This window comes from Cutibacterium acnes (genome assembly GCF_003030305.1).
Classification (GTDB): Bacteria; Actinomycetota; Actinomycetes; order Propionibacteriales; family Propionibacteriaceae; genus Cutibacterium; species Cutibacterium acnes.
This window is the reverse complement of the sequence record NZ_CP023676.1, coordinates 860,830-884,682: the sequence shown is the minus strand read 5'-3', so window position 1 is coordinate 884,682 and position 23,853 is coordinate 860,830. Positions and strand designations below refer to the sequence as shown.

The 23,853-nt window shown below is 57.5% G+C and carries 18 protein-coding genes and 1 pseudogene; 13 read left to right on the top strand and 6 right to left on the bottom strand.

The window, feature by feature from the left end; translation table 11 throughout:
- Positions 1-15: 15 nt before the first annotated feature.
- Positions 16-2,034 (bottom strand): excinuclease ABC subunit UvrC, encoded by a 2,019-nt coding sequence (gene uvrC / locus CPA42_RS04415; protein WP_002515478.1) that lies wholly within the window; start codon positions 2,032-2,034, stop codon positions 16-18.
- Between the two features lie 192 nt (positions 2,035-2,226).
- Positions 2,227-3,876 (bottom strand): hypothetical protein, encoded by a 1,650-nt coding sequence (locus CPA42_RS04410; RefSeq protein ID WP_002515568.1) that lies wholly within the window; start codon positions 3,874-3,876, stop codon positions 2,227-2,229.
- A gap of 176 nt (positions 3,877-4,052) precedes the next feature.
- Here CPA42_RS04410 and CPA42_RS04405 point away from each other — a divergent pair, with 176 nt between their 5' ends.
- Both CPA42_RS04405 and CPA42_RS04400 read left to right on the top strand, forming a co-directional pair.
- Entirely contained in the window at positions 4,053-4,799 is a 747-nt protein-coding gene (locus tag CPA42_RS04405) for a histidine phosphatase family protein (RefSeq protein WP_002515635.1), read from the top strand.
- 15 nt (positions 4,800-4,814) lie between these two features.
- Positions 4,815-5,222: a Rieske (2Fe-2S) protein gene (locus CPA42_RS04400; RefSeq protein ID WP_002515646.1), complete on the top strand. Its 408-nt coding sequence runs from the start codon at positions 4,815-4,817 to the stop codon at positions 5,220-5,222.
- Positions 5,223-5,236: 14 nt separating this feature from the next.
- Here the strand turns inward: CPA42_RS04400 and uvrA are convergent, their stop codons facing one another.
- Positions 5,237-8,206: an excinuclease ABC subunit UvrA gene (uvrA, locus tag CPA42_RS04395; RefSeq protein WP_002519095.1), complete on the bottom strand. Its 2,970-nt coding sequence runs from the start codon at positions 8,204-8,206 to the stop codon at positions 5,237-5,239.
- 141 nt (positions 8,207-8,347) lie between these two features.
- Here uvrA and CPA42_RS04390 point away from each other — a divergent pair, with 141 nt between their 5' ends.
- Both CPA42_RS04390 and CPA42_RS04385 read left to right on the top strand, forming a co-directional pair.
- Complete coding sequence (locus CPA42_RS04390; protein WP_002550711.1) at positions 8,348-9,091, top strand: maleylpyruvate isomerase family mycothiol-dependent enzyme; 744 nt, start codon at positions 8,348-8,350, stop codon at positions 9,089-9,091.
- Positions 9,092-9,136: 45 nt separating this feature from the next.
- Complete coding sequence (locus tag CPA42_RS04385) at positions 9,137-9,793, top strand: MBL fold metallo-hydrolase (RefSeq protein ID WP_002515583.1); 657 nt, start codon at positions 9,137-9,139, stop codon at positions 9,791-9,793.
- An 8-nt stretch (positions 9,794-9,801) separates the two neighbouring features.
- Here CPA42_RS04385 and CPA42_RS04380 read toward each other — a convergent pair whose 3' ends face one another.
- Positions 9,802-10,791: a TerC family protein gene (locus CPA42_RS04380; RefSeq protein ID WP_002515659.1), complete on the bottom strand. Its 990-nt coding sequence runs from the start codon at positions 10,789-10,791 to the stop codon at positions 9,802-9,804.
- A gap of 193 nt (positions 10,792-10,984) precedes the next feature.
- A complete protein-coding gene (gene uvrB / locus CPA42_RS04370) occupies positions 10,985-13,090 on the bottom strand; it encodes an excinuclease ABC subunit UvrB (RefSeq protein WP_002515506.1) in 2,106 nt (701 codons plus the stop codon).
- A 174-nt stretch (positions 13,091-13,264) separates the two neighbouring features.
- Here uvrB and CPA42_RS04365 point away from each other — a divergent pair, with 174 nt between their 5' ends.
- The 5 genes and pseudogenes from CPA42_RS04365 to CPA42_RS13090 all read left to right on the top strand — a co-directional run bounded on the left by CPA42_RS04365 (position 13,265) and on the right by CPA42_RS13090 (position 16,349).
- Positions 13,265-13,546: a lactococcin 972 family bacteriocin gene (locus tag CPA42_RS04365; protein WP_002515540.1), complete on the top strand. Its 282-nt coding sequence runs from the start codon at positions 13,265-13,267 to the stop codon at positions 13,544-13,546.
- An 84-nt stretch (positions 13,547-13,630) separates the two neighbouring features.
- Positions 13,631-14,134: a hypothetical protein gene (locus CPA42_RS13525; RefSeq protein ID WP_002525047.1), complete on the top strand. Its 504-nt coding sequence runs from the start codon at positions 13,631-13,633 to the stop codon at positions 14,132-14,134.
- A gap of 56 nt (positions 14,135-14,190) precedes the next feature.
- Positions 14,191-15,129, top strand: coding sequence for a hypothetical protein (locus CPA42_RS04355; RefSeq protein ID WP_002519099.1), 939 nt, complete (start codon positions 14,191-14,193; stop codon positions 15,127-15,129).
- Positions 15,130-15,391: 262 nt separating this feature from the next.
- The gene (locus tag CPA42_RS04350) at positions 15,392-15,661 is read left to right on the top strand and encodes a hypothetical protein (protein WP_002515633.1); all 270 of its coding nucleotides are present in this window, start codon (positions 15,392-15,394) and stop codon (positions 15,659-15,661) included.
- Positions 15,639-16,349 (top strand): annotated as a pseudogene (locus CPA42_RS13090) (ATP-binding cassette domain-containing protein). The gene CPA42_RS04350 and the pseudogene CPA42_RS13090 overlap by 23 nt, the downstream one beginning before the upstream one ends.
- A gap of 569 nt (positions 16,350-16,918) precedes the next feature.
- Here CPA42_RS13090 and CPA42_RS04335 read toward each other — a convergent pair.
- Positions 16,919-17,158 (bottom strand): hypothetical protein, encoded by a 240-nt coding sequence (locus CPA42_RS04335; protein WP_002525455.1) that lies wholly within the window; start codon positions 17,156-17,158, stop codon positions 16,919-16,921.
- On the opposite strand from CPA42_RS04335, the gene CPA42_RS04330 reads away from it, so the two are divergent.
- Genes CPA42_RS04330 through CPA42_RS04315 form a run of 4 tightly spaced genes read left to right on the top strand, consistent with a single transcriptional unit; the run spans position 17,076 to position 23,770 of the window.
- Entirely contained in the window at positions 17,076-18,089 is a 1,014-nt protein-coding gene (locus CPA42_RS04330; RefSeq protein WP_002515600.1) for an ABC transporter substrate-binding protein, read from the top strand. The two genes, CPA42_RS04335 and CPA42_RS04330, sit on opposite strands and share 83 nt — an antisense overlap.
- Positions 18,086-19,129, top strand: a complete 1,044-nt coding sequence (locus CPA42_RS04325) for a FecCD family ABC transporter permease (protein ID WP_002515582.1) — start codon at positions 18,086-18,088, stop codon at positions 19,127-19,129. The genes CPA42_RS04330 and CPA42_RS04325 overlap by 4 nt, the downstream gene beginning before the upstream one ends.
- 1 nt (position 19,130) lies before the next feature.
- Positions 19,131-19,940: an ABC transporter ATP-binding protein gene (locus tag CPA42_RS04320; protein WP_002519105.1), complete on the top strand. Its 810-nt coding sequence runs from the start codon at positions 19,131-19,133 to the stop codon at positions 19,938-19,940.
- Entirely contained in the window at positions 19,937-23,770 is a 3,834-nt protein-coding gene (locus CPA42_RS04315; RefSeq protein WP_002515046.1) for a cobaltochelatase subunit CobN, read from the top strand. The genes CPA42_RS04320 and CPA42_RS04315 overlap by 4 nt, the downstream gene beginning before the upstream one ends.
- Positions 23,771-23,853 lie beyond the last annotated feature (83 nt).

Sequence of the window (23,853 nt, the reverse complement as noted above, 5' to 3'; positions counted from 1 at the left end):
TCAAGGGTAGTGCCGTTATCTCCCTGCGTCTGGGCCGTTGGCGTCAACAACCTCGCCAGTAGCGGTGTTGATGGCCTCGGCTGGTTTGTCCTGGGACAAAGCTGCGACAACTTCGCCAGCGAGTTTCGGGCCAAAGCCTGGCACCTCGACAATGTCGTCAACGGTGGCCTTGCGTAGCGACCGTACCGATCCAAAGTGGGAGACGAGCGCTTTGCGCCGGGTCTCTCCCAGCCCCGACACACCGTCGAGAACGGACTCCACCATGGCCTTGGAACGCTTAGACCGGTGAAAGGTAATAGCGAAACGGTGAGCCTCATCACGCAGACGCTGAAGCAGGTAGAGTCCTTCGGAAGTTCGCGGCAAAATGACCGGCCATTCCTCGTCAGGAAGCCACACCTCCTCCAGGCGCTTGGCCAGGCCACACAACGCGATTTCGTCCTCCAGGCCGAACTCTTCAAGCACCTGCTGGGCGGCATGCACCTGAGGCGCACCACCATCGACGACGATGAGGTGCGGGGCGTAGGCGAATTTCCGAGGGGATCCGGTAGTCGGATCGATAAGGGAGCCAACGTCGCCGTCAGGAGTTTGAGCAGCGGCCATGGCATCACGGTCCTCGATGAGGCGACGCAGTCGACGAGAAAGCACCTCGTGCATAGCGGCGAAGTCGTCGGACCCCTCAAATCCCTTGATGCTGAAACGACGGTACTCAGACTTGCGGGGCATACCGTCTTCGAAGACCACCATCGACCCGACGACATTGGTGCCCTGGATATGGGAAATGTCGTAGGACTCTATCCGTAGCGGGGCGCGGTCCAAGCCGAGTGACTCCTGAATTTCTTCCAGAGCGCGAGTACGGGTAGCAAGGTCAGAGGCCCGCTTGAGCTTGTGCTGGGCAAGAGTTTCCTGGGCATTGCGAGTGACGGTGTCCATGAGAGTCGCTTTGTCACCACGGCGCGGGACACGAATCTCGACGTGGGAGCCGCGTTCGGAGCTGAGAATCGTCGACATGACGTCGGGGTTCGTAGGCTCGGCGGAGACGATCACCAGTGGCGGAACAGCATTGCCGTGCCCATCGTCGCGGACCTGACCGTCACTGGCATTGACGCCGTACAACTGAGTCAGGAAGGTTTCCATGAGCTCGGCCTCGTCGGCATCGTCAGCACGATCAGCGACCCAACCGCGTTCACCACGGATGCGGCCACCTCGGACATGGAAAATCTTGACGCCGACCTCGAGCGGATCGAGCGCCATGGAGATGACGTCCGCGTCAGTACCATCACCAAGTACGACAGCGTTGCGCTCCAAAGTTTTGGATAAAGCGCCCAAGGAATCCCGGATCACCGCAGCGCGTTCAAATTCAAGGTTCTCAGAGGCCTCCGCCATCTGGGATTCAAGCCGCTTGACAATTTTCGTCGTCCGCCCGGCCATGAAATCACAGAACTCGTCAGCGATCTCGCGATGAGCCTGGGATGTGATCCGTTCAACGCAGGGAGCCGAACACTTACCGATATATCCGAGTAGGCAGGGACGTCCCTGGTTCTTCGCGCGGTTGAAAACTCCCGTCGAGCAAGAGCGCATCGGGAATACACGCAACAGGGTCTCGACGGTGTCGCGAATCGCCCAGGCCTGGCCAAAAGGTCCGTAATAACGCCACCCCTTGTGGTGCGCACCGCGCCCGACGAAGACGCGTGGATACTCATCGGTCCAGGTAAAACACAGCCACGGATAAGACTTGTCGTCGCGGTACATAACATTGAACCGCGGGTCGAATTCTTTGATCCAGGTGTATTCGAGCTGTAGGGACTCGACTTCGTTCTGAACTACCGTCCACTGCACGTGCGCTGCCGTCGTCACCATCCGCTGGGTGCGCGGGTGGAGAGCCGAGATGTCCTGGAAATAGGAATTCAATCGGTTGCGCAGGTTCTTAGCCTTGCCGACATAGATGACCTGGCCATGCGCATCACTGAATCGATAGACACCTGGCTGGGTAGGAATCGTGCCCGGAGCGGGACGGTAGCTGGACGGATCGGCCATGGGGTGAACTCTATGCGCAAGTAGCGAAATATCACTTCCCACTCACACCACGGACGTGACTTTAGGGAGCGGCACTGCCGTTGATGCCGCTCAACCGTCCCGCCGACGATCACAGGCACAAAGCCGACCGAGCGGGGCGGAGCCGGCAAACGTTGCTTGACGCCCTCGCGACCCACGACCATACCAAAGCGCTCACCCGGGCCACTGTTCACGTGCCAGGGAGCAGGGCGATACATTCGTCTCTCGGTGATGTCGTCGCGTCACAAACCTGCACGGTTGTCTTTCTTGTCCTTCGCAATCCACCCTCAATAAACGTTTGACGCGGATACCACCGATGAGCGCGACGATCCCTGTGAGTATGAAACCGACTGCGAAAAGGCCAAGATTTGGATCAGATACAAGGGCCAGAAGCGCCAGCATCGTCGATATAACGGTCAGAACGAGGACGATGATCTCCAGGCGCTTTTCGGCTGCCTTCTCCAGCTGCTCTCGGCGGCGCTCCTGCTCCTTTCTGGCCTTGTCCATCGCAACATTGTCGATACGTCGGTGCACCTCGACAACTCGCACCAAGGATTCCTGTTCGTCCCGCAATTCCGTAAGCAAGACGGGAGTGCCAAGAACTTTCTGAAACTCGTTCAAGACGAGGGTTGCCTCACGACGCCCGGAAACCTCGGTGAACCACAGCCCATTAAGAAAAGCGGCCACCGAACGCTCACGATCGAGTAGCCTGTCTAACTCCTCATCGCCCCAATGGCCCTTCCCCACCAAGACGCGCGCCTCACTTTCGGCATTGCGATCAAGGTAGGTGCGTTGCCGTAGGCACAGAATCACGATGTCGAGCATTCTACTGTGACACAGCAGGCACAGGGCTCCAGCATGCTTGCGGTTACTCTCTTCGAGCAGCACCGGCTGGGTCATGACTGCCATGCCGGCTTCCTCGATCCTTACCCACGTCGCATCAAGGCAGAACATCCCGTCGTTCGCAGCATCACTCGTGTCACTAGGTGGAACTCCTCGGTAAATTCCGATCCCACCAGTTGCTAGGTGATACAGCCAGGCCTGCGCCGGAGTCCATGCCTTGTGGTGTCCGAAATAGGACGGGTGCCGCAAGTCCTGAGGATCCACTTCTGCGAAGGTCATGACGAAGATTCGGTTGCAATTAAGAAAGGGCGCCCCGCCAGCACCACAACCACGATCACGCGAACTGGCCTTCCCGCGGCCGCACCCAGCGTTGCCTTGGGAGAAGCCTCCCCATGAGTACAAACATCTTCCTAGACCTATGTCGCTCAGAAGACCAGATAAATACCTCGCACCGTCTCCTCCGGGGCGCTTCAGCCATGCGGCAGCCGTTTCGACCGCGGCGTCTGTGACGTCATCAAGCCGAAAATGCAGAACGGCGTAGTGGAATGCTTCACCACCCGCGACAGCCCCGAGACTATCCTCGTATTCCCGACGCTCAGCACCCAGGTAACTCAGACCTTCGGGAATGTTAAGAATAGACCCTTTATGCGATTTCCGCCTTTCCGCAACCTTCGCGCGAATAGCATCTTCCCTCGTTGCATCATAAACGGCGTGACGATACATCCTAACCGCGTCCCGAATCCTCCTCGAAAAATAGTATTTGTGAGGTTCATATGCTTGGTCTCGGGAAGATTGCAGTATATCTTCACTGCTCGAAACGAGAGAATCGAGAACCTCCGCCGGCCCGACAGTCTTCGATGCCATATTCTCAATGGGCTCGGTGACCCATTCCGGCCGATAGGGAACGACGACAGAGAAAGTCACTTTCCGCCACGTTTTTGAGACATTCCTTGCCGAATCATCGACTACCTCGATCGTCATCGAATACAACCTCCAACGCTCACCAATTCTCGTCACTCCTAGCCACGACGAGGTGCCTTCTCAGCTAACGCGGTTAGGGTAGTGGGAAAGGGTCGCCTACAGCCAACCCCGACATCCGAGGCAACGCCGATGCCGGGATGCCGCCTTTCAGCGGGACTCGCCGGTAGGCTGGAACTGTGCATCTTCTCCTCATCCGCCACGGCCAGTCCGAGAACAATGCCTTCGCTGCGCAGTCTGTCGAGACTTACCAGCAGGGTCGCAAGCCTGACCCGGAGCTCACCGAGCTTGGACGACGTCAAGCTCAGGCCCTAGGGAAGTGGATCGGATCGGTCTCTCCTCGGCCAACGAAGCTGTATGCCTCCCCCATGATGCGTACCATCCAGACGGCTGACCCGGTCGCTGAGGCCCTTGATCTTCCTATCATCATCAATGACCTCATCTTCGAGCGTCCAGGTCCAGTTCAGATCGTTGACGGCGTCGAAACCGGTCATCCAGGATCGCCGCGATCAGCTTTGTCGGCCATCACAGACCGTGCTGTTTTCCCCGAGTCCATCACCGAGGAAGGGTGGCGCGAAGCTCGCATCGAGACCGCCGCCGAGGCTGCTGACCGCGCCGGCAGAATCGCCAAGTGGATCCGCGATACCCACAATGATGACGAGTGCATCGCGATCGTCGCTCACGGCGCGATCGGATCCATGATGTTGCTGCATCTCATCGCCCCACAACTTGCCGCTGGTCTGCGAAACCACTCCATCGGCAGCGAACCGCACTGGATCGGGCTTCAGAACACCGCCACCTCGATGATCGAGTTGCACCCGGACGGGTACGAAGTTCATTGGATCAATCGCGTGGATCACCTTATCGAAGCCGGTATGGTTCACGGCGCCGTCGCCGCATCCACCGGCAACCCCGGTACCCGCTGAGCACGAAGGAGAGAAATGTCCCCCACCCGACGCGAGGTCCTGCGCACCGTTGGAAGTGTCACTGCCTTAGCCGCTACCAGCGCAGTCGCCGGATGCAACACCTTCCAGAACTCCAATGACGTTCACACCGGTCCAGCTACCGTCAAAGCAGCTGATGTCCCGGTCGGTGGAGGCGTCGTCATCGATGGCACCAACTTCGTCGTCACCCAACCCACCAAGGGAACCTTTAAGGGATTTGTGCGGGTGTGTCCGCACGCTGGCTGTCAGGTCGACGAGGTCCATGACGGGGCGATCCTGTGCCCTTGCCACGGATCGAAGTTCGCTATAACCGACGGTCACGTCACCCAGGGCCCGGCTACCTCCGGTCTGGGTAAGGCCACGGTCACGCAGAAGGGCGAAACTCTCACTATCAGCGGTTCCTAACGCCTGACCTTTTCTCAACGCGACTTCTTGCGTGGGCTCGTGGTCTTTTTTGCCTTCCTCCTGGCGGTGGTTTTCCTTTTCCCGGCGTCCGCTGGCGCTTCGACGAGCGCCGGTTCGTCCCCGACTGCTACCTCGTGCCCAGCCAGGATCTCCGAAAGATACTGGCCGGTGTAGGACCCCTCGACGGCGGCAACCTGCTCTGGAGTGCCCTCGGCGACAACGGTTCCGCCACCATTTCCTCCCTCGGGCCCCATGTCGATGATCCAATCGGCGGTTTTGATGACATCCAGATTGTGCTCAATGACGAAGACCGAGTTGCCTTGATCGACAAGACGTTGCAACACCAGCAGCAGCTTGCGGATGTCCTCGAAGTGCAGGCCGGTGGTGGGCTCGTCAAGGACATACAGGGTCCTACCCGTGGAACGTTTCTGCAACTCGGAGGCCAGCTTGATGCGCTGGGCCTCCCCACCAGATAGGGTCGTCGCGGGCTGGCCGAGCCTGACGTATCCCAAACCAACCTCGACGAGGGTCTGGAAGTGACGATGGATCGACGAAATCGGTTCGAAGAAGGTGCAAGCCTCCTCGATAGGCATATCCAAAACCTCAGCGATCGTTTTGCCTTTGTAATGGACCTCCAAAGTCTCACGGTTGTACCGAGCACCGTGGCACACCTCACAGGGCACATAGACGTCAGGTAGGAAGTTCATCTCGATTTTGATGGTGCCGTCACCCTGACAGTTCTCGCAGCGTCCACCCTTAATGTTGAAGGAGAACCGACCCGGCTGATAGCCGCGCATCTTAGCTTCGGGGGTCTGGGCAAAGAGAGCACGGATCTTGTCGAAGACACCGGTATAGGTGGCCGGATTCGATCTTGGTGTGCGTCCGATCGGCGATTGGTCGACGTGAATCACCTTGTCGATTTCCTCGACACCGGTGATCGTCTCATGCTTACCCGGTACCGTCCTGGCGCCATGGATACGATGCGCTAGCGATGTGTAGAGGATTTGGTTGACCAAAGTGGACTTGCCCGAGCCGCTCACCCCGGTGACGACGACGAGTTGCCCTAGCGGGAAGGTGACATTCATTCCCTTGAGGTTGTTCTCACGGGCTCCCCTGACGACGAGCTCACGTCCCGTGCAGGGGCGTCGGGTCGCCGGCAATGGGATCGACCTCTTGCCCGACAAGTACGCACCGGTCACGGACCTCTCACTGGCCAGCAGTTCGTCAACGGTTCCTGACACGACGACCTCACCACCGTGCTCACCGGCCCCTGGGCCGACGTCGACAACCCAGTCCGCCATCCGAATGGTGTCCTCATCATGCTCGACGACGATGAGGGTGTTACCGAGATCTCGCAATCTCACAAGGGTGTCGATGAGGCGTCGGTTGTCACGCTGGTGCAAGCCGATGGAGGGCTCATCAAGGACGTAGAGAACCCCAACCAAACCCGAACCAATCTGGGTAGCGAGTCGAATACGCTGAGCCTCACCACCTGACAGGGACCCCGCCGACCGTGACAAGGTGAGGTAGTCGAGACCGACATCGACAAGGAATCGCAGCCGGGCGCGAACCTCCTTGATAACTCGCCCCGCGATGGTGGCTTCCCGCTCGGTCAACGTCAACGCATTGAGGAATTCAGAAGCCTCCCCAATAGACATATCTGAGACCTCGGCGATGTTTCGCCCACCGACCGTTACGGCCAGGCTCGTCGGCTTGAGACGCTTGCCATGGCAATCTCGGCACGGGACCTCACGCAGATACTGGCCCCACCGGGAGCGTGCAGAGTCCGTCTCGGCCTCGTCGTAGCGTCGACGCACATAATGCAGCACTCCCTCGTAATTCTGCGAGTAGGTGCGCACCCGCCCGAATCGGTTGCGGTACGAGATCATGACCGGGTCGCCATCACCGTGCAGGACCAGCTTGCGAGCCTTTACTGGCAACTCGGACCACGGAAGAGTCGCGTCAAACCCGTGGTTCTCCGCCAGCCCAGCAAAGACGTGCTGGTAATGGTTCGCCACCCGTGGCCCAGACCAGGGCGCAATGGCTCCCTCAAGCAAGCTCAGACCGGAATCGGGGACGACCAATTCCGGGTCGACCTCGAGTGTCGCGCCCAGACCAGAACATGTCGGGCAAGCACCCCAGGGCCCATTGAAGGAGAACTGACGCGGCTCTAGCTCCTCGATGTCGATGTCATGCTGATTTGGGCAAGCCATCGTCTCGGAGAACCGACGCTCCCGGTGCGGATCAGACAGATCGCGGTCGACGAAATCGACGCCGACGATGCCGTGGGCCAGCCCCAACGCCGTCTCCACCGACTCGGTGAGGCGCTGCTTAGCCGACGGCTTGACTGCAATCCGATCAACGACGACGTCGATGTCGTGCTTGCGCTTCTTATCCAGCGGTGGCACCTGTCCAAGCCGATGAACGTCTCCATCCACCCGTACTCGGGTGAAGCCATCGGTCGTCAACTGTCGGAACAGCTCGACGTACTCACCTTTGCGTCCACGAATCACCGGGGCGAGGACTTGAAACTTAGTACCCTCGTCGAGCGCCATGAGGCGGTCGACAATCTGCTGCGGGGTCTGACGGCTGATGAGCTCGCCGCACACCGGGCAGTGGGGCTTACCGACGCGGGCCCAGAGCAGGCGCAGATAATCATGAATCTCTGTGATGGTGCCAACGGTCGAGCGAGGGTTGCGGGACGTGGACTTCTGATCGATGGAAACTGCCGGGCTGAGGCCCTCGATAAAGTCGACATCGGGCTTATCCATCTGACCCAGAAACTGGCGGGCATAGGAGGAAAGCGACTCCACATATCGACGCTGTCCCTCGGCGAAGATAGTGTCGAAAGCAAGGGAGGACTTGCCCGATCCCGACAGACCGGTGAACACAATCATGGCGTCCCTGGGAAGGTCCAGATTGACATTGCGCAGGTTGTGTTCCCGGGCGCCTCGGACGATGATGTGGTCACTCACAGGTGTCATCGTAGAGGCCGCGCAAGACAGTCCCGCAGTTCTGCGCGGCTGGCAGAACGGAACACGATAGCCTTTTCACATCACTATAAAATTGGCTCCATCCTTTCGTTCATCTGGCATGTTCCATCCCGTGGCATTAGGTTGGATGACATGAGCGCTGCCCAACGACCACCCGGTCTGTGTCCCAGCGCTCCCTTGCACGTGATCCGGGCTGCCAAACGTGAAGCCACGCAACGTCTTCTTGGCGCAACCATGGGACTATCCGACGACGAGTGGCAGGCGCCGAGTCGCCTGGCCGGATGGACCCGTGCCCACATCGCCACCCACATAGCCCGTAACGCCGAAGCCTTCGAGGCCGTCACGAAAGCGGTCATTACCAATCAGAAAGTCCCCCACCTCTACCCCTCCGACGAACTGCGCGACCGCGATATCGAACGCGGTTCGGAACGCGCCGGGCTGCAGCTGCAAATCGACCTCGATACCACCGCAGGCTCCCTCAACACCACCTTCGACGCGCTCGACGACATGGAACCTGGCACTGCAGTGTGGCTAACCAACGACATCCGCGTCGATGTCACTGATCTGCCAGCACTACGACTCGCAGAGATCGCTCTTCACCACGTCGACCTCGATCTCGGGATGACCGTCGATGACCTCCCCGACGTTTCCGCGCGTACTCTCCTGGAATGGGTCTGCTTCCGCCTGCGAGACCGTCCTGAGGTGCCCGCTATGCGTATCGTCTCTGATTCCGGCCTGACGGACCGCATTGGCGGGGTCGGATTCGCGACCACGGTCCATGGACCTGACGGCGCACTGGCAGGATGGCTATCGGGCCGAGGGGGAACTGAGCGTCTCGCCGGAGCTGACCAGCTCGCCGTCCCAATGCTCATCTGACAGGACAGCTGGCGGATTATCCGCTCGTCCCAGGAAGGAATCGTCATGCCGCTCTACCACGTCGATCCGGGCTCAGAAGCCGCCCTCATCAAGGTTAACGATGACGTTGACCTCATCAAAATCTCGGTAGGCACCATGGACAATAATGCCTACCTCATCCATCCCGGAGCGGGGCCCGCCATCCTCGTGGACGCAGCTGCCGAACCCGGTCGACTCAAAGCCCTCATCGGTGACGATGAAGTCGGAGCCGTTATTACGACCCATCGTCATCAGGACCATACCGGGGCCCTCGCGGAGATCGTTACTATGACGGGAGCCCAGCCGTGGTGTGGAGAACCCGACGCCGAGGCTATTGAGGCCACCACAGGAGTAACCTGCCGCACCATGTGGGACGGTGATCTGTTCCGTCTCGGAGACGTAGAACTCGACGTCATTGGACTGGTAGGCCATACCCGCGGATCCATCGCCTTACGTTTGCACGGTAACCCCAGCGATCACGTTCTCACTGGCGATTCTCTGTTCCCGGGTAGGCTCGGCAAAACTAGCGGAAGCCGAGAATTCGAAAGTCTCTACACCGACGTCTGCATGAAGATCTTCGCACCCGCGTCAGATACAACAGTTATCCATCCCGGGCATGGCGACGCCACAACCGTCGGAGAGGAACGTCCCAACCTTCCACTGTGGCGTGCCCGCGGCTGGTAAACGTCAGATCAGACGTCGGCTGTGGCATCGTCTTTACGACTTTTAATGAGACTCGCGACGGTGGTGAGAGCCAGGGTCACGGCGATAACGCCCAGCGAAACCCCGATCGAAACCTCACTGCTAAAGCCGAACCAGGCCTGGTCCAGTCCGTAGTGGTGCATCGCGTGGCCAATGAGCTTGAGGGCGATAAAGCCCAAAATCACGGCCAGTCCCAGCGACAAGTACACCAAACGTTCCAACAGGCTTCCGATAAGGAAATACAACTGGCGCAGACCCATGAGAGCAAAGACGTTAGCGGTAAGGATGAGATACCCCTCGCTGGTGAGACCATAGGACGCCGGAATCGAGTCGAGGGCGAAAAGCAAGTCCGTGGCGCCCAGGGCGACACAAACCATGAACATCGAGGTTGCGAGAGTTTTACCGTTCTCGCGAACGAAAAACTTCGTGCCACGGTAGTCACCAGTAGCCGGAACCGTGCGCCTGAACCACGCCATGAAGCGGCCATCCTCACCAGGATCCTCATCGTCGTCATCGTCACGGTGCCGATACTCACGCACCTGGTCAATTGCCGAATACAGCAGGAAAGCACCAAAGATGAAGAACACCCACGCCCAGGCCTCAAGAATGGCCTGTCCCAGAGCAATAAAAACACCCCGGAAAACGAGGGCGACGATGATACCTACCAGCAGGGCGAATTGCTGCAATTTCCGTGGGACGTTGAACTTTTCCATGAGGATGAGGAAGATAAACAGGTTGTCGATCGACAAGCTGTACTCGGTCAACCACACTGCGAAGAACTGTCCCCCTGCGGCATGGCCCTGTAGGATCCAGACGCCTAAGCCGAAGAGTACCGCCAAGCCGACGAAGACGCCGACGAAGGTGGCACACTCCTTGGCGGAGGGGATATGGGGGTTTCGCCCCAGGACGAGAACGTCGAAGAAGAGCAGAGCCCCCATCACGAGGATGGTGATGATCCAGACGTAAGCATGAACGTGCAAATCCGGGCCTCCAAAGGGATAGTCCGGAGGTCTCGTCCGCGCCGGTACGCCACATATCATCGCCTGACCGGGGCTGTGTAGCCGGACCGTGATGGCACGATCGTGATGACGACCACACTTTTCTCAGGAGTACTCCCCTCCAAGGAGTTCCATACTCGCACACCAGGGCCTCGACCGCGACTCCCGCCCCTGTCTACCGGTTGGCCTCCACCATCTGGCGCAACTCTTTCTTAAGATCGGCGATTTCGTCACGTAGCCGGGCAGCGACTTCAAACTTGAGTTCGCCAGCCGCAGAACGCATTTCGGTGGTGAGGTCGACGATGAGCTTGCCTAGATCCTCTTCGGCCATCTTCGAGACGTCGAGTCTCCTGCCTTGGGCGGCTCGCTGCTCGTCAGTGATCATCGAATTGTAGCCGCGGTGGCCTTTCCCATAGTTGAACTTCTCGACGAGCTCGTCAGTATCGGCACCTTCGCGAGCCAGCATCTCAGTGATGTCGCCGATCTTCTTGCGCAACGGCTGTGGATCGATCCCGTGTTCCTTGTTGTACGCCATCTGGATATCGCGACGACGATTTGTCTCGTCGATGGCGACCTGCATGGAATCAGTGATCTGGTCGGCGTACATGATGACCTGACCGTTGACGTTACGAGCAGCGCGGCCGACGGTCTGGATAAGGGACCGTTCAGAACGCAAAAAGCCTTCCTTGTCGGCGTCGAGGATCGCCACCAAGGAAACCTCCGGGAGGTCAAGTCCCTCTCGTAGCAGGTTGATACCGACAAGCACATCGAACTCGCCCATGCGCAACTCCTTGAGCAGCTCGATGCGTTTGAGTGTGTCGATCTCCGAGTGCAGGTAACGGGTGCGAATCCCGTGCTCCATGAGGTAGTCGGTGAGGTCTTCGGCCATCTTCTTCGTCAGAGTCGTCACCAAGACACGGTCGCCACGGTCCACTCGGGTACGAATTTCACCCATAAGGTCGTCAATCTGGCCACGCGTAGGCTTGACGATAATCTCCGGATCCACCAGACCTGTCGGACGAATGATTTGTTCGACGACGCCGTGAGCTCGTTCGGTCTCGTACGAACCGGGCGTGGCGGACAGGTAGACAGTCTGGCCGATCCGCTGGGTGAACTCGTCGAATTTGAGAGGACGGTTGTCCATCGCGCTGGGCAGTCGGAAACCATGTTCTACCAATGTCCGCTTGCGGCTCATGTCCCCCTCATACATCCCGCCAATCTGCGGGACGGTCACGTGGGATTCATCAATGACGAGCACAAAATCTTCCGGAAAGTAGTCAAGCAGACAGTTCGGGGCTGAGCCGGGAGCGCGTCCGTCGATGTGCCGCGAATAGTTTTCGATGCCAGCACAGGCACCGACCTGCTGCATCATCTCGATATCGTAGGTAGTACGCATACGTAACCGTTGGGCCTCCAACAGTTTCCCATCACGCTCTAGAACGGCCAGGCGCTCCTCGAGCTCCTGCTGGATGGACGCTATGGCCCGCTCCATACGTTCCGGGCCGGCGACATAGTGGGTAGCCGGGAACACGTAGACCTGCTCGTCCTCGCTGATGATCTCCCCGGTGAGTGGGTGCATCGTCGTGAGGGCCTCAATTTCGTCGCCGAAAAACTCGACACGCAGCGCATTCTCCTCATAAACCGGGAAAATCTCGAGGGTGTCCCCGCGCACCCGGAAGGTGCCGCGCTCCCCCGATATGTCGTTACGGACGTACTGGTTGGTGACGAGGTCGCGCAGCAACTCATCGCGATCCCACTCCTGGCCGACCTCCAGTGGAATCATCCGGTCTACGTATTCCTGTGGCGTGCCCAGGCCATAGATAGCTGAAACGGTTGACACCACGATGACGTCGCGACGGGTGAGCAGGGAGTTCGTCGCGGAGTGGCGCAACCTTTCAACTTCCTTGTTGAGGCTGGAATCTTTCTCGATGTAGGTATCCGTCTGTGGGATGTACGCCTCAGGTTGGTAGTAATCGTAGTAAGAGACGAAGTACTCGACGGCATTGTCAGGGAAGAAGGTACGTAGTTCCTGGGCAAACTGGGCGGCCAACGTCTTGTTGGGCTGCATGACGAGCATCGGGCGCTGCAGCCTCTCCGCCAGCCACGCCACCGTGGCCGTCTTGCCAGTACCGGTGGCGCCGAGCAGAACAACGTCCTGTTCACCACTGTTAACCCTCTTCTCCAACTCCGCAATGGCCTGCGGCTGGTCACCAGAAGGCTGAAACTCACTGACGACGTGAAAAGGGGCTACGCGGCGAGTGATGTCAGTGACAGGGCGCATAGCTCCACCCTAGTTCAAGCCACCCGCGATAGGATTAGCTAAAAGCATGCGACCGGGTTCGGGACGTCAGATCTGAAAGCCTGCATCTCCGGTCCCGATGAGCCTCGCTGGATGACCCTCTCCCTCCTGCTGGCAATGAAGCGTTTCAGTAGGAGAAGTTATAAGGAGGAAATCGTGTCCACCGTTTGGCGTCACTTCGCAGCAGTCCCTATCACGGGCCTGCTACTCGCTAGTACAGCCACTATTGCTATGGCCGACACCGTCAACCCGCCCGAGGGCGGAGTTTGGCGATACGGACGTGGATACTCGGACTATTTTCACGGCTCGAAGAAACATGGCAGTTCAGTTCAAGGGGTCAACTTTGTGCGCTCGCCATGCGTCAAGGCCGGCAGTTGGTCCTATGCTCGCACCGATGCAGCACGGTTCGGGAACAAGGCTTGGTATCGCACCTGCTGACAACCCCATCACAGGCGGCACGCCCTACGGTGGGACGTGCCGCCTGATACCCCTCCACGGTCCGATCAGAAGGAAGCCGCCACAATGATGAGACGGCCCTCACCGGTATCCCTCCCCTACTTTCTGACGGCAGTTGTCGCCGTTCTTATGGCATCATTCCTGTTGGGCGCGGCAGAAACGGTGCTCCCCTCAGCTGGGCACCCCGTCATCGTTCTCGTCGAGGGAACACCAGACCGAAACGTCTCGGCGGTCGACTCGTGGATGTCCACGTATTCGCAACGACAACATGTGGCGGTCGGGCGTTGGCAGGCCGATTTGAACAATCCGGAGTCCTCTCGGGGGCTCTATTTGGTTTCCGCAGCCGGCGGCACTCTCAATCCCTTTCCTAAAGGGTTACCCGAATCTGTCATCGCAAATGATCACCCATATCGCCCACATGGATCAAGATCAGTCCACCGATCGCAGCGGCGAGTACCTCGTCTACGGCAACGCCGCCGATGCCACCACATTCGCCTCCGGAATGAGTGCATTGGGGTTTCGCTCCTCGGTACAAGGCCAGGTGAACCTGGGACTCGTTGCCAGCCATAATCCTGACATCATCAAGGCGTACGGCGGGATGATGGGGGGCATTAGTCGCCCTGGTCATGGCGGCGGTGTTCGCCCGGACTCGGCGTTACGGTATTCTCCGTTTGCACGGTCACTCGTGGCTGCATCATGCCAGCCGAGAAACTCTTCATGCGGTGTCCGTCGCAGCCATAGGCATAGGAGCAACGGCTTTGATCAGTGTGCCGATCCTCGGCTTTTACAACGGTTTAGCTCAATGGATGCGATGGTTTCGCTGGTCAGTCCAGATATGGATACTATCCGTCGCAGTACTCCTCACAGTCGAGATCGTGACGTTGGCCATCGCATGGTCAAGCGCAGAAATCCTGGCTCAGGTCAAGGGTCGAATGACCAGTCTCCCGGTCTTCTCCGCCTCGTATCTGCTTCGCTTTCCGGTGGCCATGTTGGCGATACTGCTGATAGTTTCAGTCACCTCTGCCACACGGGAACTGTGGCGCTATGAAGACCAACAAGCCCAATGGGCCACGGTCGATCGTCACGTGGGGCGGGTCGCACTCCGTGGCATCGGCTCGGCTGTCATCGACGCCGCCAGCGAGAAGCGTATGGTTGACGCAGTCGGCGCATGGCTGAGCGACGTGGACGAACACCACCGTCTCATCGTCGCAAACCTCAGTCCGGTTGACGTTGGTCTTCCTGCACCGATTCAGTTGTTCATCATCAATGACGAATACTGCCAACGTCATCCGGTACCGGCATGCGCTTCCTCCCCAAATGTATCCACCGTCACGGGAACCGTACCTGTATCACTGTCCTCAGTGGAACCCCGCATCCGCCATGCTATTGCCCAACAACTCTCCGCACCAGCAAAGGCCGGCAAGGCAACAATCAAGTGGTCGCGGCAAGAGGGCTCTCACGACTATTTCACCTACGGACCGCAGTCCCCCGAACAGGGTCTGTCGGCAACGATGACCGATCCCGTGATGATCCGCGTCCCCCTCAGGACTATTGTCAGGCGATGACCTCACGACAGCGTTGACTACCGGTGGAATTCTCCTACTCGATCCCAATTCCGAGTCCCGACGTGTCACGTCCAGTCCCTCGCTTGCCAGGGCAGTTGCCAGCATCTCACCTGCAGGGGCATCCACAGCCCAGAAAGCTTCCCAACAACGCCAACAGTTGCTGATCGCGAGCCTCGGCGCGCTCGCCAGCTTACTCACTGTCGTGGCAACGTCGGTGAGCATCACCGGAATGTACAGCACTGTGCACCGGCAACGAAGCTTGGTGCGCAAACTCCATGGGTGGTCGGGGCTCTACATGTTCCGACAAGTTGTCGCATGGGAAACCGGTTTGTGGGGCACCCTGGCCATAGTTATTGCATGGCGATCGGTGACCTCATGGCAGGCTGGACGAACCGAATCCATCGCGGAGGGAAGGCGACCCCATGACCTGCTGTCCTGGGCTTACACCGCACCGTGGGCTTGGGCAGGCACGGCAGGCGTGGGAATCGCGACTCTGAGCATTCTCTCCTATGCAGGTTCTATCGAACATTGAGGACGCGCGAAGCATGACGACAATGAATGGGACGGCAACCATGAACGAGAATAGCCCCGTGTTACGGGTGGAGAACCTCTCCAAGACCTTCGGTTCCAGAACCCTCTGGAAGGGCCATGACTTCCAGGCATCCGGCGGCGAGATAATCGCCCTACGTGGCCCTAGCGGTTGCGGAAAATCGATCCTATTGTCGACAATCGGTCTCCTCATTCGGCCCGACAGCGGCCACATCGTGATCGACGGCACGGACATCCTTACCATCCCGCGTCGACGGCACAAACGCGTCCGCCGTGAGACCATCGGCTACCTCTTTCAGGATTAGGCTCTGCTCGAGAGCGCTACGGTACGCGAAAACCTAGACATCGCGGCGCGCCCAAGACCCTTACTACCCAAGCCCTCCTTCGCATCCGCCTTGGAACGCGTTGGACTGCCCGGGCAGGAACAAACTCCCGTACACACCCTTAGCGGAGGCGAACAGCAGCGTGTCGCCTTGGCTCGATTGCTCCTCAAGCCGAGCCGGATCATCCTGACCGACGAACCCACGGCGTCACTTGACCGGGACAACGAGGACCTGGTCCTAAATCTTCTACAAGATCTCGCCAATGAAGGCAAAGTGATACTTCTCGCCACTCACAGCGGCCGAGTCGCGAGTCGTTGTTCGCGGGTGCTGTCACTGCACCACCATTAACTGCCCAACCGCCTCACGCCAAGGGACAGGAAGACTCGCTCTCAGTATCCTCGACCACGTGCGACCGACTCCGGTGGGCAGGTTCCTAGCCACTGTTAACCGCTGGGCCTGACCCCCCGGAAAGCCTCGTACCACCCGACCCAACAACGGTACGCAATCCAGCCTCCATACCACCCACCTCATCAGCTAAACCAACCTCACCAAGAACACGCCACAACCGACGCGAGAAAGGCATCACCGCCGCCCCCCTGTAGCAGCTGACCGACTGCAGCACGGGTATGCATAGGCTGGGCGAAACCAAACCTCTCGCACCGATCAGAGCCTGCTCTTTCATGCTGCAGTTCCGGGAAGTACAACGTCATGACCGCCAACAACTAGAGGTCAACATAAGTTTTCTTCCCGCAACCTAACACCAAATCCATCCCGTGCGATCAGTCACTCCACCACAAGCCCGCAACTATCATTACAGCACGTTTATGCAACTCACAGGCATTGAGGATAGGACACATACCCACCCAACAGAAGCGCCACCGGACATCCTAAACACCCACCCCCAATAAACAGGCAAATTAGGGAGGGATATCATTCATCCCATCGACAACTGGACCGTCGAACAAGTCCGGATGTGGAGAGTTCTTTCTACGGTAGCCCTTCACCCTGACACCCTCTACCGGCCCTAGAAGCCAGAAGAGAGAAACCGCACACATAATAACAGGAGTTGAACAGTTGCACACACAGAAAACAGCCTGGAAGCGCATTAGTGCAGCTATAGCTGTAATACTGGCCATGACAATGGTCGGCTGCGGCACTTCAGATCCTTCAAAGGGAGGAGAATCCAGAGCAGAAGAAGCAAAGACGTCCTTCAGTGTAACCGACAGCTTCGGCCATAAAGTCGATTTTAAGACAAGACCACAGCGAGTATGCCTGTTGTCTGCGACACTACTCAGCATTTGGTATGACTTGGGCGGCACGGCGGCATGCACGCCATCCTTAACTGGAAATGAAAAACTTCAACCAGCCCATGCTGCAGCCATAAAGAAGGTCCCCAAGGTCGGCATGATATATGCTGTCAATTTAGAACGAATACTTGCTACAAACCCAGACCTCGTCATCGCACCTGGAGCCGTAAGCCAGAACGTAACAGACAAACTTTCTTCTCAAGGAATTCCTGTGTTGAACATCAAAACGAGGTCACTGGATGAGGTTCTCCAAACTTATCAAACCCTCGGTAAAGTACTCAGCCACACCAAAGAAGCCAAAAAGCGTTCCTCTCAAATTTCCGCACAGGTCAAGTCCACCGTTAACAAGATGCCAGCAGACGGCAAACGGGTCGCTATTCTGTTCGCAACAGCCACGTCAATATCACTAAAGTTAAACAACAGCATCGCCGGATCAATGGCCAAACTTCTCAAGTTGAAGAACATCGCTTCGTCGGCAATTCCAGATGACCCAAATGCCGAAACTGCCACGCTCAGTGTCGAGAAAATAACTCAGCAACAGCCCGATATCATCATGGTCACCTCAATGGTACAGAACAACGCACTAGCCCGGCAAATAGTGAACAGAGAATTGACCAGCAACCCAGCCTGGCAGGCAGTGGATGCCGTACGAAAAAAGAAAATCATTTACCTGCCTCAACAATACTTCCTGTTCAACGGTGGCCCCAACTACCCAGATTCCGTGGCTTACATGGCAGCTTCTGTGCATCCGGAAATCTTTGGAAAACCCATTGAACCATGACAATACCCGCCAAAACAAAAACACTCACATCGACAACGGAGACAACGTCAAGTAACAGCCACCGAAGGCACCACCTCACGGCAATCGTATTCGTCATCCTTGTTGCGATCATGATCGTCAGCGTCATAACAGGGATCGGGTTCGGTTCGATACAGTTGTCACCCTCTGACGTAGTCAAAGGATTGTTCGGTCCGTCCGATTTCCAATGGCATAGGGTGGTATGGGGAGTGAGATTCCCCAGGGTCGTCCTTGCTGCCCTGGTCGGCATGAACCTTGCAACGTCGGGTGTGATTCTTCAAGCCGTGATGAGCAATCCCCTTGCCGATCCGAGCATCATCGGGGTCTCCTCGGGCGCAGGGCTTCTAGGAATAGGCACGCTGCTTATTTTCCCAGAACGAGCAAACCTTGTACCTGTAATGGCGTTCATCGGTGCGATGTTGGCAGCCATGGCAATCTATGCACTCGCATGGAGGGGTGGCGTTCAACCACTGCGAATCATCCTTTCCGGGGTTGCCGTCTCAGCGCTGTGCGGCGCAGGGATCTCCGCTGTCATGGTACTTATGGCCGACAATGTGCAAGGCGCTCTCATGTTCATGAATGGCAGCCTCGCCATGCGCAGTTGGGCCGAGGTGTCCCTCATCTGGCCATATACCGTGGTAGGGATCATTGCCGCCGTTGTGCTGTCCCGCAGACTCGACATCATCACTCTGGGTGATCAAGTTGCACAAGGCATGGGAATGAACGTTCAAGCGAATCGCCTTGTCCTCACTGCCGTGGCGGCCCTCCTAGCCGCCAGCACAGTCAGCGCCATCGGGTTGCTCGGGTTCGTCGGTCTCATCGTGCCGCACATCATGCGGCTGATCGTCGGAAATCGCCACGTCATCCTGGTTCCAGCGTGTGTGCTCGCCGGAGCTGCATTAGTTATGCTGAGCGACACATGCAGTCGGGTCATCTTCGATCCTTTCGAGATACCGGTTGGCATCATGCTCACAGCACTGGGGGTTCCCTTCTTTCTTTTCCTCCTCAGAAAGACATTGTGAGATGGGAAATATCATGGAAACACCTATACTTTCCGGCTCCCACTTGAACGTCACCTTGGGCAATCACAAGATTCTCAATGACGTCTCCGTATCATTCCAGGCGGGAGTTATGCACGCCATACTTGGCCCCAACGGTTCTGGGAAGACCACCCTGGTACGCACGTTATGCGGAGCCCTCTCCCCCGAGTCAGGGAGCGTCAAATTCGATGGAACGGATCTATCCACGATGTCCGCATCCTGTATCGCGCGTCGTATTGCGATCGTCTGGCAGAGCGCGACCGCTCCCTCTGACCTCACCGTACGTCACCTCGTTGGCTACGGGAGATATGCCCACACACCGTGGTGGCAGATAAGGGACACCAGCGCCGACAACCATGTGGAACAAGCAATGGAGCTGGCCGATGTCACGTGCTTCGCCGATCGACGCGTCACCACTCTTTCAGGCGGAGAGCGACAGAAAGTGTGGCTGGCGGCGGCCCTGGCACAGGAACCCACTGTCCTTATCCTCGATGAGCCCACAACCTATCTAGATGTCACCCATCAACTGCGAGTCCTCGATCTTGTTCGATCGCTGAACCAGGAACGGGGAATCACCGTCATAGCCGTCATGCATGACCTCACTCAAGCCGCCCGCTATTGCGACAGATGCGCCATTCTTAAAAATGGCCAGCTGACACTCGAAGGACCACCTGACGCGCTATCCTCCGGGCCCATCGAAGAGAACTTCGACATCGAAGCGTGGATTACGACGGATCCCCAAGGCAAGCTCCCAGTCATCCAACCACGTCGCCCCTTGAAGGAAGCACGATGAAAATTACGTTCTTGACTGTGTTCCCCGATCTCGTGAAACATGTTTCCGAAGCAGCCAAGACCATTGATCCAAGCCACGATCTTCTCGAACTGCATTTCTTTAACTCTACCACGAGGCCCACTCCAGAAGAACTTGAGGCACTGACAAGAGCTATTCACGACAGCGATATCGTCGTCCTTGACGCCATGGGTGGTGACCCCCAGTGGATTCGGGCTACACGATTAACTTTGGACGACTTTGATGGGGCAGTCCTTTCTTGGGGAGCCGAGTTTATCGACAAGGTGAGATTAGGATCGTTCTCCATGGCGACAGCCCGCAATGCCATAGAAAAAACTGACAGCCACGCTGACATGAAACACATGCCGCCAGACATGAAGTCGATGCTCGGAAACACGGGAGCCCAAAAGAGCATTAAGGGCATACTGAATAGTGCCAAAAAAATGATTCCTATCATCACAGAAATGGGGTCATCCACAGACTCTGGAGGTGAAATCTCTGGGATAAATCGTGTACATGCCACAGTGAAAGGGATGCGAACCGCACCAAAATTTATGGCCGACGCGAAGAGATTTTCCGCGCTGGGTAAAGCCTTCCACTCGATGCGAGAACCGCAAGCAGATTTTTTCCTTCGCCATCTGCTTCATTTCGACGGCGGTCACCCAGAGGTCGTTGTGCCCACACCACCCGAGGCTCTAGCCCCTGCGAGCGTCGGTGCACCGTGGCCTAGTAGACACTTCTCCACCGTCGAAAAATACCGCCAGGAATGTGACGCTCCACACGGAAGACCCACTGTCGTCCTTCTTTACAGCGGCCTCACATATCCCTACGACAGTAACGATGTCGTACGCGCCTTAATGGATTCGTTACGTAAGGACTGCTGGGTTGTGCCCATCAGCATCGTGGCCGCCGGTGGCGAATCCTTGGAGGCTCTGCGCACACTTCTGAGCGAAGCCGCACCAAAACTTATTATCAGCATGCAGGGCTTCCGCATTGGCGGGGGGCCGATGGGGGGTGATGTTGATTCCAGCACGGCCATGCTCAAATCGATCAATGCCCCGATTATGCATCCCCTCATACTCTCCCGATACACCGAGAAACAATGGAACGAGTCACGACACGGCCTCGGTCAGAGTGAAGCCATGGTCATGCTCATGTTACCCGAAATGGACGGTTGTCTGGCCGAGATACCGATAGCGGCGATGACTGAGCCAGCTCAAAACACGACCACGGGAGTCGTCACATCGGTACTCGTGCCAATCCCAAAGCAAATTGAAAGATTTGCACGACGAGTTCGTGGCCAATTGAGACTATCGACAACTCCGGCTCCTCAGAAACGAATCGCACTCATTGGCTACGATTATCCTGCAGGAGAGGGGAACCTCCTCAACGGAGCCTTTCTGGACGTCAGCGAATCTATGGCGGCAATCATGCGCGAACTGTCGCACCGCGGCTATCAGACCAAGACCCCTAGTGGGCAACAACTTCTCAATGACTTACTGGCCCAAGCCGTAAACTCCCCTGAATATTCGCAGACTGTACGGCCGAAAACTTACCTACGCGCCGATGCCGAACAAGATCTGCCGCACCCCCGTGCGTGGCAAAGTATGTATGAAACACACCCAAGCCCAAGCGACTGCCCTATGACGACTCCTGAGGGCGATTTCATCATCCCCGCAGTCGACTACGGGAACGTCTTGGTCGGTATCCAACCAGGTCGTGGCTCAGTCAAGATGGCTACCACTGACACCCACGACACCACTCGTCCCCCACACCCGCAGTACGCCGGTTTCTACACATGGCTGAGCCAAATCTGGAAACCAGACGTCATCATCCATGTCGGAACACACGGCACCTTGGAATTCCTCCAAGGTAAAGAGAACGCGGTCAGCGCGGAATGCTTCCCCGACATGCTCATCGGTGATATCCCCCACGTGTACATCTATTACTGTGGAAACGCTGCAGAGGGGCTGATTGCGCGTCGTCGCGCACACGCGGTTCTCGTGAGTTATCAACCTCCCGTGATGCAACCCACAAGACTCGACGGTGAGTTGGCAGAACTAGACGATCTCATCTCCGAATACCGACGCAGTGTCACCCTCATGCCCCAAACCAGCGCCGAGTTGTTGGAACAGGTGCACGGACGCGCCACAGCTCTACATCTTCCGACCGATCTCGATGAACTCGAGGTAGAGCTAGCACGGACCAAGCGTTCGCTTGTCCCCATGGGTCTACACGTCTGGGGACAGGCTTATACCCCGCAGGAGGCTCGACTCATGGTGCGCGGAATGGCCGAGCACGGTTCATTTGACGGTGAACTAGCCCCCGCACTCTCCCCTAGCGAGCAGGCCAAGGTCGTCGGCAAGGTGCTGGGAGAGGTTTCAGACTCATCCAACGAAACATCTTTACCCGAAAAATCTGTGGAACCCAAAAACCCCGAAGACGAGGCGCTCACTCAGGGAGTCGGGTACCTGGCGTCTTGGGCACGAAATCTGTACGCGCGGCTACAACACAATGACGAGATAGAAGGTTTATTCCACGCCCTCGAAGGACGTCACGTTGATGCACGCTTAGGTGGCGATCCCATACGTAATCCAGAAGTCTTGCCCTCGGGGCATTCGCTGTACCAGTTCGACTCACGGCGAGTACCCACCCCCATCGCAGTGCGACGAGGGCGTGACATCGCCAACCACGTTTGTTCTGCCTACCGCGCCAGCCATGACGGCGCTGATCCCACCACGATCGCCGTCGTGCTGTGGGGATTGGAGACCACCCGTACCCAAGGTGAAACTTACGCCCAAATCCTGAGCCTTTTAGGAGTGCGGTCTTTGACACCACGACGTCCGAACTCTCCGCACTGGGAAATCATTCCAAGCAATGAACTTGAACGCCCAAGGGTGGATGTCGTCGTCACGATCTGCGGGTTTTTCCGCGACCTCTTCAGCAATCTCATCGATGAGTTAGACGACATTCTTCATGCGGTGGCGGCCCTGGACGAACCAGCTGACATCAATCCCCTCGCTGCCCGAACGCGTCAACAGGCACAAGCCATGCGTCAATCCGGCGAACCCGAAGAACGAATCGAAGCTCTGGCACACGCGCGAATTTTCGGGCCACCTCCAGGCCAATACGGTTCGGGGCTGACCGACATCGTCGATTCTGGACAATGGCAAAGTCCCGAAGACCTTGCCACGGCCTTCACAGCTGCTTCAGGCCACGTCTACACCCGTTATGATCACGGCTCCCATACAGACGGTCTCTATGACTCCCGGCTCAAAGATGTCGACCTCGTGTCGCAGACTCGATCGTCCAACGAGTACGAGATTACCGATCTCGACCACTATTTCGAATACTTAGGGGGATTGGGTAATTCAGTTCGCGCCGCCAAAGGTACATCAATCCCGATCCTTGTGACCGATACCACCCAAGATGAGGTGTACACGACTTCCGTTGGAAGGGCAGCTGCCAAGGGGCTGCGTACTCGCCTCCTCAACAAGGACTGGATGGAAGCCATGCTTGCCCACGGGCACCGTGGGGTCACTGAAATCGAGAAACGAGTCACCAATCTCGTCGGTCTAGCTGCTACGACAGACCAGATCGACGATTGGATGTTCGACGAGGTCTGCGACACCTACATCGATGATCCTGAGATGGTGCAAAGGCTATCGACATTAAATCCGCATTCCCTTGCCAGCATGGCCCAACGCATGGTCGAAGCACACGACAGGTCACTGTGGAACGCTAGCGCCGAGCACCTGGACAAGCTTCACGACCTCACTTTCAAGCTTGATTCCAGTTTGGAAGCTGGAACGCAAGAAATCGACTACCCATGAAGAGGCAGTCTCATAAAACCGAGAAAGGAGTACTGATGACAAAAACACTTCCATACTTAGCATTTACCTGCGCACTCGGGCTT

Coding starts and splice junctions, on each gene's coding strand:
- uvrB (WP_002515506.1), bottom strand. CDS start 13,090: ATGCGCCCTGTCACTGACATCACTCGCCGCGTAGCCCCTTTTCACGTC.
- CPA42_RS04385 (WP_002515583.1), top strand. CDS start 9,137: ATGCCGCTCTACCACGTCGATCCGGGCTCAGAAGCCGCCCTCATCAAG.
- uvrC (WP_002515478.1), bottom strand. CDS start 2,034: ATGGCCGATCCGTCCAGCTACCGTCCCGCTCCGGGCACGATTCCTACC.
- uvrA (WP_002519095.1), bottom strand. CDS start 8,206: ATGACACCTGTGAGTGACCACATCATCGTCCGAGGCGCCCGGGAACAC.
- CPA42_RS04320 (WP_002519105.1), top strand. CDS start 19,131: ATGGGAAATATCATGGAAACACCTATACTTTCCGGCTCCCACTTGAAC.
- CPA42_RS04390 (WP_002550711.1), top strand. CDS start 8,348: ATGAGCGCTGCCCAACGACCACCCGGTCTGTGTCCCAGCGCTCCCTTG.
- CPA42_RS13525 (WP_002525047.1), top strand. CDS start 13,631: ATGATGAGACGGCCCTCACCGGTATCCCTCCCCTACTTTCTGACGGCA.
- CPA42_RS04315 (WP_002515046.1), top strand. CDS start 19,937: ATGAAAATTACGTTCTTGACTGTGTTCCCCGATCTCGTGAAACATGTT.
- CPA42_RS04325 (WP_002515582.1), top strand. CDS start 18,086: ATGACAATACCCGCCAAAACAAAAACACTCACATCGACAACGGAGACA.
- CPA42_RS04400 (WP_002515646.1), top strand. CDS start 4,815: ATGTCCCCCACCCGACGCGAGGTCCTGCGCACCGTTGGAAGTGTCACT.
- CPA42_RS04410 (WP_002515568.1), bottom strand. CDS start 3,876: ATGACGATCGAGGTAGTCGATGATTCGGCAAGGAATGTCTCAAAAACG.
- CPA42_RS04355 (WP_002519099.1), top strand. CDS start 14,191: ATGGCGGCGGTGTTCGCCCGGACTCGGCGTTACGGTATTCTCCGTTTG.